Source organism: Streptomyces sp. NBC_01460, from assembly GCF_036227405.1.
Classification (GTDB): Bacteria; Actinomycetota; Actinomycetes; order Streptomycetales; family Streptomycetaceae; genus Streptomyces.
In genome coordinates, this window is record NZ_CP109473.1 from 5952663 (window position 1) to 5966782 (window position 14120).

General features: G+C 70.2%; 16 protein-coding genes and 5 tRNA genes. 16 read left to right on the top strand and 5 right to left on the bottom strand.

Going from position 1 to position 14120, the window contains the following annotated elements; translation table 11 throughout:
- Positions 1-46: 46 nt before the first annotated feature.
- From OG488_RS26975 to OG488_RS27010, 8 genes are all read left to right on the top strand, one after another.
- A complete protein-coding gene (locus OG488_RS26975) occupies positions 47-823 on the top strand; it encodes a fumarylacetoacetate hydrolase family protein (protein ID WP_329233260.1) in 777 nt (258 codons plus the stop codon).
- On the top strand, positions 816-2288 hold the full coding sequence (gltX, locus tag OG488_RS26980) for a glutamate--tRNA ligase (protein ID WP_329233261.1): 1473 nt from the start codon (positions 816-818) through the stop codon (positions 2286-2288). The genes OG488_RS26975 and gltX overlap by 8 nt, the downstream gene beginning before the upstream one ends.
- 104 nt (positions 2289-2392) lie before the next feature.
- Positions 2393-3112, top strand: a complete 720-nt coding sequence (locus tag OG488_RS26985; RefSeq protein ID WP_329233263.1) for an HAD family hydrolase — start codon at positions 2393-2395, stop codon at positions 3110-3112.
- An 85-nt stretch (positions 3113-3197) separates the two neighbouring features.
- Positions 3198-3269 (top strand) — tRNA-Gln (locus OG488_RS26990).
- A gap of 18 nt (positions 3270-3287) precedes the next feature.
- A tRNA-Glu gene (locus OG488_RS26995) sits at positions 3288-3360 on the top strand.
- 60 nt (positions 3361-3420) lie between these two features.
- Positions 3421-3493 (top strand) — tRNA-Glu (locus OG488_RS27000).
- A 12-nt stretch (positions 3494-3505) separates the two neighbouring features.
- Positions 3506-3577, top strand: a tRNA-Gln gene (locus OG488_RS27005).
- Between the two features lie 20 nt (positions 3578-3597).
- A tRNA-Glu gene (locus OG488_RS27010) sits at positions 3598-3670 on the top strand.
- 170 nt (positions 3671-3840) lie between these two features.
- Here OG488_RS27010 and ndgR read toward each other — a convergent pair.
- Positions 3841-4557 carry an IclR family transcriptional regulator NdgR gene (ndgR, locus tag OG488_RS27015; RefSeq protein ID WP_033303994.1) on the bottom strand — a complete coding sequence of 239 codons (717 nt, stop codon included), beginning with the start codon at positions 4555-4557 and terminating at the stop codon, positions 3841-3843.
- 173 nt (positions 4558-4730) lie between these two features.
- Between ndgR and leuC the strand changes: the two genes are divergently transcribed.
- The 4 genes from leuC to OG488_RS27035 all read left to right on the top strand — a co-directional run bounded on the left by leuC (position 4731) and on the right by OG488_RS27035 (position 7888).
- The gene (gene leuC / locus OG488_RS27020; RefSeq protein ID WP_329233265.1) at positions 4731-6155 is read left to right on the top strand and encodes a 3-isopropylmalate dehydratase large subunit; all 1425 of its coding nucleotides are present in this window, start codon (positions 4731-4733) and stop codon (positions 6153-6155) included.
- Between the two features lie 5 nt (positions 6156-6160).
- Positions 6161-6754: a 3-isopropylmalate dehydratase small subunit gene (gene leuD / locus OG488_RS27025; protein ID WP_329233267.1), complete on the top strand. Its 594-nt coding sequence runs from the start codon at positions 6161-6163 to the stop codon at positions 6752-6754.
- 104 nt (positions 6755-6858) lie between these two features.
- On the top strand, positions 6859-7086 hold the full coding sequence (locus OG488_RS27030) for a hypothetical protein (protein ID WP_329233268.1): 228 nt from the start codon (positions 6859-6861) through the stop codon (positions 7084-7086).
- Between the two features lie 142 nt (positions 7087-7228).
- Positions 7229-7888: an HU family DNA-binding protein gene (locus tag OG488_RS27035; RefSeq protein WP_329233270.1), complete on the top strand. Its 660-nt coding sequence runs from the start codon at positions 7229-7231 to the stop codon at positions 7886-7888.
- A gap of 111 nt (positions 7889-7999) precedes the next feature.
- Here OG488_RS27035 and OG488_RS27040 read toward each other — a convergent pair whose 3' ends face one another.
- Complete coding sequence (locus tag OG488_RS27040; RefSeq protein ID WP_147959669.1) at positions 8000-8203, bottom strand: hypothetical protein; 204 nt, start codon at positions 8201-8203, stop codon at positions 8000-8002.
- Positions 8204-8213: 10 nt separating this feature from the next.
- Positions 8214-8897 carry a 2-phospho-L-lactate guanylyltransferase gene (gene cofC / locus OG488_RS27045; protein ID WP_329233275.1) on the bottom strand — a complete coding sequence of 228 codons (684 nt, stop codon included), beginning with the start codon at positions 8895-8897 and terminating at the stop codon, positions 8214-8216.
- A gap of 149 nt (positions 8898-9046) precedes the next feature.
- Between cofC and OG488_RS27050 the strand changes: the two genes are divergently transcribed.
- Genes OG488_RS27050 through OG488_RS27060 form a run of 3 tightly spaced genes read left to right on the top strand, consistent with a single transcriptional unit; the run spans position 9047 to position 12025 of the window.
- The gene (locus OG488_RS27050; RefSeq protein ID WP_329233277.1) at positions 9047-9799 is read left to right on the top strand and encodes a lysophospholipid acyltransferase family protein; all 753 of its coding nucleotides are present in this window, start codon (positions 9047-9049) and stop codon (positions 9797-9799) included.
- Positions 9796-10806 carry an NAD(P)H-dependent glycerol-3-phosphate dehydrogenase gene (locus tag OG488_RS27055; protein WP_329233279.1) on the top strand — a complete coding sequence of 337 codons (1011 nt, stop codon included), beginning with the start codon at positions 9796-9798 and terminating at the stop codon, positions 10804-10806. The genes OG488_RS27050 and OG488_RS27055 overlap by 4 nt, the downstream gene beginning before the upstream one ends.
- A gap of 34 nt (positions 10807-10840) precedes the next feature.
- Entirely contained in the window at positions 10841-12025 is a 1185-nt protein-coding gene (locus OG488_RS27060; RefSeq protein ID WP_329233282.1) for a D-alanine--D-alanine ligase family protein, read from the top strand.
- A 35-nt stretch (positions 12026-12060) separates the two neighbouring features.
- Here OG488_RS27060 and OG488_RS27065 read toward each other — a convergent pair whose 3' ends face one another.
- Positions 12061-12564, bottom strand: coding sequence for a DUF3515 domain-containing protein (locus tag OG488_RS27065; RefSeq protein ID WP_329233284.1), 504 nt, complete (start codon positions 12562-12564; stop codon positions 12061-12063).
- 20 nt (positions 12565-12584) lie between these two features.
- Positions 12585-12818 (bottom strand): Lrp/AsnC family transcriptional regulator, encoded by a 234-nt coding sequence (locus tag OG488_RS27070; RefSeq protein ID WP_056791028.1) that lies wholly within the window; start codon positions 12816-12818, stop codon positions 12585-12587.
- A gap of 320 nt (positions 12819-13138) precedes the next feature.
- Between OG488_RS27070 and OG488_RS27075 the strand changes: the two genes are divergently transcribed.
- Entirely contained in the window at positions 13139-14110 is a 972-nt protein-coding gene (locus OG488_RS27075) for a thiamine-phosphate kinase (RefSeq protein ID WP_329233286.1), read from the top strand.
- Positions 14111-14120: the final 10 nt, after the last annotated feature.

Here is a 14120-nt window from a genome sequence, read left to right on the forward strand (position 1 = left end):
AGCGTCAGTCTTCAGCCAGCCAGCAAGTGAGGGGCGACAGCATCCCGTGCGCATCGCCAGGTTCTCCATCGACGGCAATGTCGCCTTCGGCGCGGTCGAGGGCGACAGCCCCGACAGCCTCGTCCTCGACATCATCAAGGGCATCCCGTACACCGACTTCGAGCTCTCGGGGACCAAGGTCCCGCTGAAGAAGGTCCGGCTGCTGCCGCCCGTGCTTCCCAACAAGGTCGTGGCCATCGGCCGCAACTACGCGGAACACGCCGCCGAGATGGGCAACGAGGTCCCGGACGTGCCGGTCGCCTTCTTCAAGCCCACCACCTCGGTGATCGGTGCCGGCGACTCCATCGAGTACCCCTCCTTCTCCGAGGAGCTGCACCACGAGGCCGAGCTGGCCGTGGTGATCGGCCGCATGTGCCGCGAGGTCCCGCGTGAGCGCGTCAAGGACGTCATCTTCGGCTACACCTGCGCCAACGACGTCACCGCACGCGACGTCCAGCGGCGCGAGAGCCAGTGGGCCCGGGCGAAGGGCTTCGACACCTCCTGCCCGCTCGGCCCATGGGTGGAGACCGACGTCGACCCCGGCAACCTGGCCATCCAGGCCACGGTCAACGGCGAACAGCGACAGCTCGGGCGCACGAGCGACATGATCCGGTCCGTCGAGGACCTGGTCGTCCACATCACGGAGGCCATGACGCTGCTCCCGGGCGACGTGATCCTCACCGGGACCCCCGCAGGGGTCGGCCCCCTGCACGTCGGCGACGAGGTCGCCGTCACCATCGAAGGCATCGGCACTCTCACCAACAAGGTGATCAAGCGTGGCTAACGCACCTGTCCGTGTACGTTTCTGCCCCTCCCCGACCGGCAACCCCCACGTGGGCCTGGTCCGGACGGCTCTCTTCAACTGGGCCTTCGCACGGCACCACCAGGGCACGCTGGTCTTCCGCATCGAGGACACCGACGCGGCCCGTGACTCCGAGGAGTCCTACGGCCAGCTGCTCGACTCGATGCGCTGGCTCGGCCTGGACTGGGACGAGGGCCCCGAGGTCGGCGGCCCGCACGCCCCGTACCGCCAGTCGCAGCGGATGGACCTCTACAAGGACGTCGCCGAGAAGCTCCTGGCCGCGGGCCACGCGTACCCCTGCTACTGCACCACCGAGGAGCTCGACACCCGGCGCGACGCCGCCCGCGCCGCCGGCAAGCCGTCGGGCTACGACGGCCACTGCCGCGACCTGAGCGACGAGCGGAAGGCCGCGTACGAGGCCGAGGGCCGCACCTCGATCGTCCGCTTCCGGATGCCCGACGAGGCCATCACCTTCACCGACCTGGTCCGCGGGGACATCACGGTCCAGCCGGAGAACGTGCCGGACTACGGCATCGTCCGCGCCAACGGTGCTCCCCTCTACACGCTCGTCAACCCGGTCGACGACGCCCTGATGGAGATCACCCACGTCCTGCGCGGCGAGGACCTGCTCTCCTCCACCCCGCGCCAGATCGCCCTCTACCGGGCGCTCATCGAGCTGGGCATCGCCAAGGACACCCCGGCCTTCGGTCACCTCCCCTACGTCATGGGGGAGGGCAACAAGAAGCTCTCCAAGCGTGACCCGCAGGCCTCGCTCAACCTGTACCGCGAGCGCGGCTTCCTGCCCGAGGGGCTGCTCAACTACCTCTCGCTGCTCGGCTGGTCGATCGCCGAGGACCGCGACATCTTCGGCCGTGACGAGCTGGTGGCGGCGTTCGACATCGCCGACGTCAACGCCAACCCGGCGCGCTTCGACCTGAAGAAGGCCGAGCACATCAACGCCGAGCACCTGCGGATGCTCGACGTGAAGACCTTCACCGAGGCCTGCGGCCCCTGGCTGAAGGCCCCCTTCGCCCCCTGGGCGCCCGAGGCCTTCGACGCGGAGCAGTTCGCCGAGATCGCCCCGCACGCCCAGACCCGTGTGACGGTCCTCTCGGACATCACGGCCAACGTCGACTTCCTCTTCCTGGACGAGCCCGTCCAGGACGAGGCGTCCTGGGCCAAGGCCATGAAGGAGGGCTCCGACGCCCTGCTCGTCACGGCCCGCGCCGAGCTGACCGAGGCCGAGTGGAACGCCGAGGCGCTCAAGACCGCCGTCCTCACCGCCGGTGAGAAGCACGGCCTGAAGCTCGGCAAGGCGCAGGCCCCGGTCCGCGTCGCCGTCACCGGCCGCACGGTGGGTCTGCCGCTCTTCGAGTCCCTGGAGATCCTGGGCCGCGAGAAGACCGTCGCCCGCATCGACGCCGCGCTGGCGAAGCTCGCCGCATAACGGGCAGCACGCACACCGGAGGCCGGGGAACCCGTCGGGGGCCCCGGCCTCCGGGCTTTTCGGACCGGACCCGCCGGAGCGGCGCACGGGGTAAGTTCGCTCACATGCCGATCCGCGCGGTGCTCTGGGACATCGACGACACGATCTTCGACTACTCCGGCGCCGACCGCACCGGGATGCGCAAGCATCTGGAGCGCGAGGGCTTCCCCGAGGGGTACGACTCCCTGGAGCGCGCCCTCGACGCCTGGAAGGCCGTCACGGACGTGCAATGGGCACGCTTCGCCGCCGGCGAGCTCGACTTCCAGCAGCAGCGGAGGGAGCGCGTCCGCGCCTTCCTCGGGCGGTGGCTGAGCGATGGCGAGGCCGACGAGTGGTTCGGCCGTCACGCCACCCACTACGAGGCCGCCTGGGCGCTCTTCCCTGACACCCTGCCGGTCCTGGACCGGCTGGCGGGGACCTTCCGCCATGCCGTCCTGTCGAATTCCAGCATCCACAACCAGGACCGCAAGCTGCGCGCCCTCGGGGTGCGGGACCGCTTCGAAGCGGTGGTCTGCGCCGTCGAGCTGGGCATCTCCAAGCCGGACGCGGGTGCCTTCCACGCGGCCTGCGAGGTCCTGGAGCTCGACCCGCACGAGGTGGCGTACGTCGGCAACGAACCCGACATCGACGCGGGCGGCGCCGTGGCCGCCGGGCTCACCGGGATCTGGCTGGACAGGGAGGGACGGGGCGGGCGCCCCGAACTCGTCCGGATCACAGGGCTGGCAGAGCTCCCCGGCCTGCTGGCGGGAGATACCCGTTTTGGAGCGCCGGACACCTTCGGGTAATGTTCTTCCTGCGCCGCCCGAGCGGGCCGAAAGGTCCGGCAGGGAGGCGCAGACAGAAACAGAACCCCCAGGGGTTGCGTTTCAGTGGGCTATGGTGTAATTGGCAACACTACGGTTTCTGGTACCGTCATTCTAGGTTCGAGTCCTGGTAGCCCAGCGCAAAACCAAGTAACACGCCCCCGTTGTGTAGCGGCCTAGCACGCTGCCCTCTCACGGCAGTAGCGCCGGTTCGAATCCGGTCGGGGGTACAGATCCTTCCCGCGAGAACATCTGGGTCGCACCCACGTTCTTGATGCAGGATCGCTAGGGCCCCCGTTGTGTAGCGGCCTAGCACGCTGCCCTCTCACGGCAGTAGCGCCGGTTCGAATCCGGTCGGGGGTACTTGTCACACCATGGGCTATGGTGTAATTGGCAACACTACGGTTTCTGGTACCGTCATTCTAGGTTCGAGTCCTGGTAGCCCAGCGCAAGTCAGCAGTAACCACGCCCCCGTTGTGTAGCGGCCTAGCACGCTGCCCTCTCACGGCAGTAGCGCCGGTTCGAATCCGGTCGGGGGTACAACACAGCAGTACGACAAGGCCCTTCACTTCGGTGGAGGGCCTTCTGCGTGTCCGCGGCGCTGATGTCCCCGCCGGTGCGGACCGTGGGCGAGGTGTTCATCTCGGGTGTGTGGCACATGACTTGGGCCGCCACGACGCTGGGGCGGCCGGAGGGGGAGGTGAAGGGGCTCAGCCCGTGCGGCGCAGCGCCTCGCTCAGCCGCGCCGCCGAGTCGATGATCGCCTGGGCGTGCATCCGGCCCGGGTGGCGGGTGAGGCGCTCGATGGGGCCGGAGACCGACACCGCGGCGACGACCCGGTTCGACGGTCCGCGGACCGGCGCCGAGACGGAGGCCACGCCCGGCTCGCGCTCGCCGATCGACTGGGCCCAGCCCCGCCGCCGTACGCCGGAGAGGGCGGTCGCCGTGAAGCGGGCCCCCTGCAGGCCCCGGTGCAGACGCTCCGGCTCCTCCCAGGCCATCAGGATCTGCGCGGACGAACCCGCCTTCATGGTGAGGGTGGAGCCGACCGGCACGGTGTCCCGCAGTCCGGACAGTCGCTCCGCCGCCGCCACGCAGATCCGCATGTCGCCCTGCCGGCGGTAGAGCTGGGCGCTCTCACCGGTGATGTCCCGCAGATGTGTGAGTACCGGTCCGGCCGTCGCCAGGAGGCGGTCCTCGCCGGCCGCGGCCGCGAGCTCCGCGAGCCTCGGGCCGAGAATGAACCGGCCCTGCATGTCCCTCGCCACCATCCGGTGGTGTTCGAGTGCCACGGCGAGTCTGTGTGCCGTGGGTCGTGCGAGCCCTGTCGCCGCGACCAGCCCGGCGAGGGTGGCCGGACCGGACTCCAGGGCGCTCAATACCAGAGCTGCCTTGTCGAGAACGCCGACGCCGCTAGAGTTGTCCATACGACGATACTCGCGTCTCACTCTGTGAAACGCAAGTTCAATTTTCCCCGGAAGTTGCGAACCTGTACGTGCGGCCTTACAAAGGCCCGCAGCCACCGCCCCGCTCGGGGGTCCGGACGGCGGCACCCGAATCTCTAGTTGGGCCGGCGAGGATGCCGGCCGGAGGGAAAGCGATGGGTAGGACACTCGCGGAGAAGGTCTGGGACGACCACGTCGTCCGGCGCGCCGATGGCGAGCCCGACCTCCTCTTCATCGATCTGCACCTGCTGCACGAGGTGACCAGCCCGCAGGCGTTCGACGGCCTGCGCCAGGCCGGCCGCCCGGTGCGGCGTCTCGACCTCACCATCGCCACCGAGGACCACAACACCCCGACCCTCGACATCGACAAGCCGATCGCCGACCCCGTCTCCCGCGCCCAGCTGGAGACCCTGCGCAAGAACTGCGCGGACTTCGGCGTCCGGCTGCACCCGCTGGGTGACGTCGAGCAGGGCGTCGTGCACGTGGTCGGCCCGCAGCTCGGCCTGACCCAGCCCGGCACCACCGTCGTCTGCGGCGACTCCCACACCTCCACCCACGGCGCGTTCGGGGCCCTGGCCTTCGGCATCGGCACCAGCCAGGTCGAGCACGTCCTGGCCACCCAGACGCTGCCGCTGGCCCGCCCCAGGACCATGGCGATCACCGTCGAGGGCGAACTCCCCGACAGCGTCACCGCCAAGGATCTCATCCTGGCCATCATCGCCCGGATCGGCACCGGCGGCGGCCAGGGCTACATCCTCGAATACCGCGGCTCCGCCATCGAGAAGCTCTCGATGGAAGCCCGGATGACCATCTGCAACATGTCGATCGAGGCCGGCGCCCGCGCGGGCATGATCGCCCCCGACGAGACCACCTTCGCCTACCTGCAGGGCCGCGACCACGCCCCCCGGGGCGAGGAGTGGGACGCGGCGGTGGAGTACTGGAAGACACTGCGCACCGACGACGACGCCGTCTTCGACGCCGAGGTCGTCATCGACGGGACCGCCCTCGCGCCGTTCGTCACGTGGGGCACCAACCCGGGCCAGGGCGCACCCCTGTCGGCCGACGTCCCCGACCCCGCTTCGTACGAGGACGCCTCGGAGCGCTACGCCGCCGAAAAGGCCCTGGAGTACATGGGGTTGACCGCCGGCCAGCCGCTGCGTGAGATCAGCGTGGACACGGTGTTCGTGGGCTCCTGCACCAACGGACGCATCGAGGACCTGCGCAACGTGGCCTCGATCATGGACGGCCGTAAAGTCGCCGACGGCGTACGGATGCTGGTCGTCCCGGGCTCCGTCCGGGTCGCCCTGCAGGCCGTCGAGGAGGGCCTGGACAAGGTCTTCACCGCGGCCGGCGCCGAATGGCGGCACGCGGGCTGCTCGATGTGCCTCGGCATGAACCCCGACCAGCTGGCCCCCGGTGAGCGCTCCGCCTCCACCTCGAACCGGAACTTCGAGGGCAGGCAGGGCAAGGGCGGCCGCACCCACCTGGTCTCCCCGCAGGTCGCCGCCGCCACCGCCGTGCTGGGCCATCTGGCCTCGCCCGCCGACCTGTCCGACGACCGCACGCCCGCCGGAGTCTGAGAGCCATGGAAGCATTCACCGCACACACCGGCCGGGCCGTCCCGCTGCGCCGCAGCAACGTCGACACCGACCAGATCATCCCCGCGCACTGGCTGAAGAAGGTCACCCGCGACGGCTTCGAGGACGGCCTCTTCGAGGCCTGGCGCAAGGACGAGAACTTCGTCCTCAACCGCCCCGAGCGCCAGGGTGCGACGGTCCTGGTGGCCGGCCCCGACTTCGGCACCGGCTCCTCGCGTGAGCACGCGGTCTGGGCCCTGCAGAACTTCGGCTTCAAGGCAGTCATCTCCTCCCGGTTCGCCGACATCTTCCGCGGCAACTCCCTGAAGAACGGTCTGTTGACCGTCGTCCTGGAGCAGAAGGTCGTCGACCGCCTCTGGGAGCTGACCGAGGCCGACCCGACGGCCGAGGTGACCGTCGACCTGGAGAAGCGCCAGGTCCTCGCGGACGGGATCACGGCCGACTTCGAGCTCGACGAGAACGCCCGCTGGCGACTGCTGAACGGGCTGGACGACATCAGCCTCACTCTTCAGAACGAAGCGGACATTGCGACTTATGAGGCGGCCCGGCCGTCCCACAAGCCGCGCACGATTGACGCCTGAGCAGCGCTTTTCCCGAACTGCGCCCCCTGCCGCCCGGCAGGGGGCGCAGTCGCTTGTTGAGACCCCCTCGGGCGACAACTCGCCCCAGATGGCACAATCGGTGCATGGAACGCGACAGCCAACTCGAGCTCTATGGCCACGTCGCCGACCGATTGAAAGAAGCGCACGCAAAGGTGAGCGCACTGCAAGTCCCGGAGGGCGTACGGATGGCGCTGTCCCGGAAGCTGCTGGTCGTCACGGCCGCGGCTAAGCACGATCTCCCAGGCGCGGCAAGACGTCTGGACCGGTTGATGAAGGACCTCGATGAGGGCCGATTCCCCGAAGGTGACTGACTCTGCGGACAGCGCAGCGGTCGACTTCGTTGCGGCACTAGGGTGATTAGCCCGTTTCGTGTTTGATTTGCGGTATATATCTGCCTAACGTGCGAAAAAGCCTGAACAGTTTCGTTCCGGCAATGTCTCCGAAGGGGAAGACGTGAACAAGGCGCAGCTCGTAGAAGCGATTGCCGACAAGGTCGGCGGCCGCCAGCAGGCCGCAGACGCCGTCGACGTGGTACTCGACGCGATCGTCCGTGCGGTCGTCGCGGGGGACCGTGTCTCGGTCACCGGCTTCGGCTCGTTCGAGAAGGTCGACCGTCCCGCCCGGTACGCCCGCAACCCCCAGACGGGCGAGCGCGTGCGGGTCAAGAAGACCTCCGTGCCCCGCTTCCGCGCGGGCCAGGGGTTCAAGGACCTGGTAAGCGGCTCCAAGAAGCTCCCCAAGAACGACGTGGCCGTGAAGAAGGCCCCCAAGGGCAGCCTCTCGGGCGGTTCTTCCACCCGTACGACGGCGAAGGCGGCCGCGAAGAAGGCCACCGCCAAGAAGACCACCGCGGCGAAGAAGGCCACAGCGGCGGCGAAGAAGACCACGTCGGCCGCGAAGAAGGCGACGCCGGCGAAGAAGACCACGGCCGCGGCCAAGAAGACCACGTCGGCCGCGAAGAAGGCGACGCCGGCCAAGAAGGCGACGGCCACGAAGAAGACCGTCGCGGCCAAGACCGCGCCCGCCAAGAAGACCACGGCGAAGAAGGCGCCCGCGAAGAAGACCACGGCACGCAAGACGACAGCCAAGAAGGTCACCGCACGCAAGAAGTGAGACCGGGCACCGCTCGTTCCTCATACGCGCCGGGCCGGGCTCCCCTCGGGGAGCCCGGCCCGCGGGCTGTTCAGGGGCCTGTCCGGGGTGCCGGCGGCCACACCGGGGCGCTCAGAGGGTCTGCAGCGTCACCAGGGTGATCCGCAGCGAGGCCCCCTCGCCCTCGGTCTCGATCCGCACCCGCTGCCCCGGACGCAGCAGCCGCAGGCCTCCCGCGTCGAACGCGGGTGCGTCGAAGTCCACCGGGGTGCCGTCGTCGAGCAGCACACTGCCGGTGCGGGTCTCGGAGTCGTACGTGAACGAGGTCGCCTGCATGAGCGGCAGCCTATCGGTCCGCGGCGGGCGCCACCGGGGCCGTCAGATCCGCGGTGAACCGCCCCACCCCCAGCGCCAGCGCCGCGGCGAGGTCGTCGCCCGTGTCCACGTCCCTGCGGACCGAATCGAGGCCCGGCAGCCCGATCTCCACCGCTCCCGACGCGAGATGCCGGGCCCGCGACGCGCCGCCGAAGCCCGGACGCAATTCCACCCCGGGCGTCGCGGAAAGAAATGTGGTGCCGATTCCCTGCGCGTCGGCGACAAATGCGCGGGGAAATGCCGAAGAGAATTCGAGCACCCGCGCCAATTCGTCCGTCCGCAGTGCGGGAAGATCCGCGTTCAGCACGGCCACCGCCGCACCCCCGCGCCGGGCGAGAGCCGAGCGCGCGCCGTGCTCCAGCGCGGCGTTGAGCCCGGCCGCCGGGGTGTCGGCCACCGTGCGCGCGCCCAGCGCGGCCAGTGCCGCCCCGGCCACCGGGTCGTCCGTGACGACCACCACATCCCCCACGGCCCGGCAGGACAGCGCCGCCGACACGGTGTCCCGCGCGAACGCCAGGGCCAGGCGGGGACGCAGATCCCCGCCCACCGCCCGGGCGAGCCTGCTCTTGGCCCGCGCGAGCGGCTTCAGCGGGACGACCAGGGACCAGGGGCCGGTCGGGTCGGTGTTCGTGGCGATCTCCCCCTCCGTACGCATCAGCCCTTATTCTCGCCTGCCGGTACGACAACCCGGAGGTCCGCCCCCACGGGTGAGGCGTACGGTGTTCTCCACAGCAGGGGCCCGGGGGCGAGGCAGTACGGCCGCCGGCCCCGCAGCAGCACACAGCTCTAGAGGAAGGCGTCCGAGTGTCCCGCCGCAGAATCGGCTTCTGGTACCGCCTGGCCGCGGTCATCGCGAAACCGCCCCTGGTGGTTCTGTTCAAGCGGGACTGGCGGGGAATGGAACACATTCCGGCCGACGGCGGATTCATCACCGCGGTCAATCACAACTCGTACCTGGACCCGCTGTCGTACGGGCACTTCCAGTACAACACCGGACGCGTGCCCCGGCTCCTCGCGAAGGCGGGGCTGTTCAGGACACCCTTCGTCGGAATGATCCTGCGCGGCACCGGCCAGATCCCCGTGTACCGCGAGACGACCAACGCGCTCGACGCCTTCCGCGCCGCCGTCGACGCCATCGAGCGGGGTGAGTGCGTCGCCTTCTACCCGGAGGGCACCCTCACCCGCGACCCCGACATGTGGCCGATGGCCGGCAAGACCGGCGCCGCCCGGGTCGCGCTGATGACCAAGGCCCCGGTCATCCCCGTCGCCCAGTGGGGCGCCAACCTCGCGATGCCGCCCTACGCCAAGGAGAACAAGCTCCAGCTGTTCCCCCGCAAGACCCTGCGGGTACAGGCCGGTCCGCCGGTCGACCTCTCCCGCTACTACGGCCTCGAGCCGACGCCCGACGTCCTGCGCCAGGCCACCGAGACCATCATGGCCGCCGTCACCGCCCAGCTCGAGGAGGTGCGCGGCGAGAAGGCCCCCGCGGAGCTCTACGATCACCGCAGGGCCCGTGCTGAACAGCGGCGCAAGGCAGAGGGAAAGGGATCGACGTGACGCACCCCGCGAAGGCGGCCGTCTTCGGAACCGGCTCATGGGGTACGGCCTTCGCCATGGTCCTCGCCGACGCCGGCTGCGAGGTCACCCTCTGGGGCCGTCGCGCCGAGGTCGTCGAGACCGTCAACAGGACCCGCACCAACCCGGGCTACCTGCCGGGCGTCGAGCTGCCCGCCTCCGTGCGGGCCACGACCGATCCCGCCGAGGCGCTGCGCGGCGCCGACTTCGCCGTCCTGGTCGTACCGTCCCAGACCCTGCGCGCCAACCTCGCGGACTGGGCGCCCCACCTGGAGCCCGGCACCGTGCTCGTCTCCCTCATGAAGGGGGTCGAACTCGGCACCGCCAAGCGGATGAGCGAGGTCATCGGGGACGTCACCGATGTCACCCCGGACCGCATCGCCGTCGTCACCGGCCCCAACCTGGCCAAGGAGATCGCCGAACGCCGCCCGGCCGCGGCCGTCGTCGCCTGCGCCGACGAGGACGTCGCCCGGCGCCTCCAGGCCGCCTGCCACACCCCGTACTTCCGGCCGTACACCAACACCGATGTGGTCGGCTGCGAGCTGGGCGGCGCCGTGAAGAACGTCATCGGCCTCGCCGTGGGCATCGCGGACGGCATGGGCCTCGGTGACAACGCCAAGGGCTCCCTCATCACCCGGGGCCTCGCCGAGACCACCCGCCTGGGACTGGCCATGGGCGCCGACCCGCTCACCTTCTCCGGACTGGCCGGACTGGGCGACCTGGTGGCCACCTGCTCCTCGCCGCTCTCGCGCAACCACACCTTCGGCACCAACCTGGGGCGCGGCATGACCCTCCAGGAGACCGTCGCCGTCACGAGCCAGACCGCCGAGGGCGTCAAGTCCTGCGAGTCGGTGCTCGATCTGGCGCGCAGGCACGGCGTCGACATGCCGATCACCGAGACGGTCGTCGGCATCGTCCACGAGGGCAAGCCGCCGGTCGTCGCCCTCAAGGAGCTGATGTCGCGCAGCGCCAAGCCCGAGCGACGCTGACTCGAGCCCTACCAGCAGGTACGCTCATCGCGATATGAGCAGCCAGAACCTCCCCCAGAGCCCTGAGAGCCCCCTGAGCTCCGAGCGGAGCTCCGCGCAGGGCCGCAAGCCGCGCGTGGCCGTCGTGTTCGGCGGCCGTAGCTCCGAACACGGCATCTCGGTCGTCACGGCCGGTGCCATCATGAGCGCCATCGACCGGACGAAGTACGACGTCCTGCCGATCGGTATCACCAGGGACGGGCGTTGGGCCCTCACGTCCGACGACCCCGCCCGCATGGCCATCACGGACCGGCAGGTGCCCGACGTGGACCAGCTCGCGGAGTCCGCGCGGGGCGCCGTGACGCTCTCCGTCGACCCCGGCAACCGGGACGTCGTCGTGGGTGAACCCGGTGCGGTGCCCACGGTCCTGGGCGAGGTCGACGTCGTCTTCCCCATGCTCCACGGCCCCTACGGCGAGGACGGCACCCTCCAGGGGCTCCTCGAGCTCTCCGGGGTGCCCTACGTCGGCGCGGGCGTCCTGTCCTCGGCCGTCGGCCAGGACAAGGAGTACATGAAGCGGGTGTTCACCTCCTTCGGGCTGCCGGTCGGCCCCTACGAGGTCGTCCGCCCCCGGGAATGGGAGTCGGACCAGCCCGCCGCCCGCAAGCGCATCATGGAGTTCGCGGCCGAGAACGGCTGGCCGCTCTTCGTCAAGCCCGCCCGCGGCGGGTCCTCGATGGGCATCACCAAGGTCGACGACGCCGCCGGGCTCGACGAGGCGATCGAGGAGGCCCGCCGGCACGACCCCAAGTTCCTCGTGGAATCGCTGCTGCGCGGCCGGGAGATCGAGTGCGGCGTGCTGGAGTTCGAGGACGGACCGCGCGCCAGCGTGCCCGCCGAGATCCCGCCCGTCACCGCGCACGACTTCTACGACTTCGAGGCCAAGTACATCGACTCGGCGGCAGGCATGGTTCCCGCGCCGCTGACCGAGGAGCAGACCGCCGAGGTGCGGCGGCTCGCCGTCGAGGCCTTCGAGGCGGCCTCCTGCGAGGGCCTGGTGCGCGCCGACTTCTTCCTCACGGAGGACGGCACGTTCGTCATCAACGAGATCAACACCATGCCGGGCTTCACTCCGATCTCCATGTACCCCCGCATGTGGCAGGCGAGCGGTGTCGAGTACCCGGAGCTGGTGGACCGGCTGATCACGGCCGCGCTGAACCGCTCCACCGGCCTGCGCTGACCCCGGCCCGAGGGCTGCCCCGCGCGGGGCAGCCCTCAGAGGCTGTCGGGGACCGTCCTCTTCACCGGCACGGCGAACGCGGACAGCGGGGTGATGTCATGGGCGTACTCCGTCCCGAGCGTCACCTCGACGTACGCCTTGCGGTACGTGGTGGTGAAGCGCGGGCCGGCGCCGGCGTCGGCGTCGTCGGGCTGCTCCAGCAGCCAGTTGACGCCGTCCGCGTCGACGGCCTTGGACTGGGAATCGTCCATCCTCGCGGGCCGGGGGACGCCGCAGCGCAGTACGATCGCCCCGTCCCCCCAGCCGGCGGTCAGGTCCGAATCCGGTGAGGGATCGTTCCGTTCCAGACCGTCGACGGTCTCCGGCAGCTCCTCGTGCAGCTTCTCGCAGTAGCCGGCGGCGGCCTCCGACGACGGCGTGGGAACCGCCACCGAGGGCCGGGCACCGCCGTCCGAACAGCCCGCCACGGCCAGCACGAAGAGGGCGGCGGACGGGACGAGAACACGTGAGCGGCGGGACCGGCGGCGGGTGTGAGTCACCGGACCAGCGTAGACAGGGGTCAGAGGTGGACGACCGGGCAGGTCAGCGTACGCGTGATGCCGTCCACCTGCTGGACCTTGGCGACCACCATGCGGCCGAGCGCGTCGACCGTGTCGGCCTGTGCGCGCACGATCACGTCGTAGGGGCCTGTGACGTCCTCTGCCTGGATCACTCCCGGGAGTTTGGCGATGGTCTCGGCGACGATCGACGCCTTGCCCACCTCGGTCTGGATAAGGATGTACGCCTGTACCACGGAACCTCCAGGGCGGCCACGAGGATCATGTGGGGGAAAGGGACGCCACGTTATCGCGTCGCCCCGGGCCGCGGGGAGACCTACGGGCCGGTTGACGCCCACAGCGTGGCGTACGCACCACAGAAGTTGACGTATCTCTTGACGGTACCGACAGCAGTGAGGGCTCGCGACCGCAAGCCCACCGGTGCGGAAGGGTGACGGTGACGCCCGCACGTCCCGGGGCCACCGGCTTCCGCGGGCCGTCCGTCCACGGTCCGGACCTCCGGCCGCTGCAGCAGCCCGGACAGGTGTCCGGTGCGATAGATGAGAGGTGAGACTCGGTGAAGGGAACCGTGGGCGAGTTGGGGGAGTTCGGGCTCATCAGAGAGCTCACTTCCCGGCTCACCACCACTCCGGCGGTACGGCTGGGACCCGGCGACGACGCCGCGGTCGTGGCCGCTCCCGACCGCAGGGTCGTGGCCAGTACGGACATCCTGCTGGAAGGGCGGCACTTCCGCCGCGACTGGTCGACGGCGTACGACGTCGGCCGCAAGGCGGCCGCACAGAACCTCGCCGACATCGCCGCCATGGGCGCCGTGCCCACCGCGCTGCTGCTCGGCCTCGTCGTACCGGCCGACCTGCCCGTCACCTGGGCCGCCGAGCTGATGGACGGGCTGCGCGACGAATGCCAGGTCGCCGGCGCGGCCGTGGTCGGCGGTGACGTCGTCGGCGGCGACACCATCACCGTCGCCATCACCGCCCTCGGCGACCTGCGCAACCACGAACCCGTCACCCGGTCCGGGGCCCGGCCCGGTGACGTCGTGGCCGTCACCGGATGGCTCGGCTGGTCCGCCGCCGGATTCGCCGTGCTCTCCCGGGGGTTCCGCTCGCCGCGCGCCTTCGTGGAGGCCCACCGGCGCCCCGAACCCCCGTACCACGCGGGTCCCGCGGCGGCGGGGCTGGGCGCCACGGCCATGACCGACGTCAGTGACGGACTCGTCGCCGACCTCGGTCACATCGCCGAGGCCAGCAAGGTCCGCATCGACCTGCGGTCCGGGCTCATCGACATCCCGTCGCAGATGTCCGACATCGGACAGGCCGTCGGGGTCGACCCGCTGCAGTGGGTGCTCACCGGGGGAGAGGACCACGCGATCGTGGCGACGTTCCCGGCCGACGTGAAGCTGCCCGCGCGCTGGAAGGTCATCGGGGAGGTACTCAACCCGTCGGCGCTGCCCCAGGTCACCGTCGACGGGGCGCCCTGGACGAGCAAGGGCGGCTGGGACCATTTCGGATCCATCGAGGACGCGCAGTAGATTCCGGGGC

What these genes read in the sequence shown, in the direction of transcription:
- cofC (WP_329233275.1), bottom strand. Translation starts at nt 8,897, where the DNA reads ATGCGTACGGAGGGGGAGATCGCCACGAACACCGACCCGACCGGCCCC.
- leuD (WP_329233267.1), top strand. Translation starts at nt 6,161, where the DNA reads ATGGAAGCATTCACCGCACACACCGGCCGGGCCGTCCCGCTGCGCCGC.
- OG488_RS27060 (WP_329233282.1), top strand. Translation starts at nt 10,841, where the DNA reads ATGAGCAGCCAGAACCTCCCCCAGAGCCCTGAGAGCCCCCTGAGCTCC.
- OG488_RS27040 (WP_147959669.1), bottom strand. Translation starts at nt 8,203, where the DNA reads ATGCAGGCGACCTCGTTCACGTACGACTCCGAGACCCGCACCGGCAGT.
- leuC (WP_329233265.1), top strand. Translation starts at nt 4,731, where the DNA reads ATGGGTAGGACACTCGCGGAGAAGGTCTGGGACGACCACGTCGTCCGG.
- OG488_RS26985 (WP_329233263.1), top strand. Translation starts at nt 2,393, where the DNA reads ATGCCGATCCGCGCGGTGCTCTGGGACATCGACGACACGATCTTCGAC.
- ndgR (WP_033303994.1), bottom strand. Translation starts at nt 4,557, where the DNA reads ATGGACAACTCTAGCGGCGTCGGCGTTCTCGACAAGGCAGCTCTGGTA.
- OG488_RS27030 (WP_329233268.1), top strand. Translation starts at nt 6,859, where the DNA reads ATGGAACGCGACAGCCAACTCGAGCTCTATGGCCACGTCGCCGACCGA.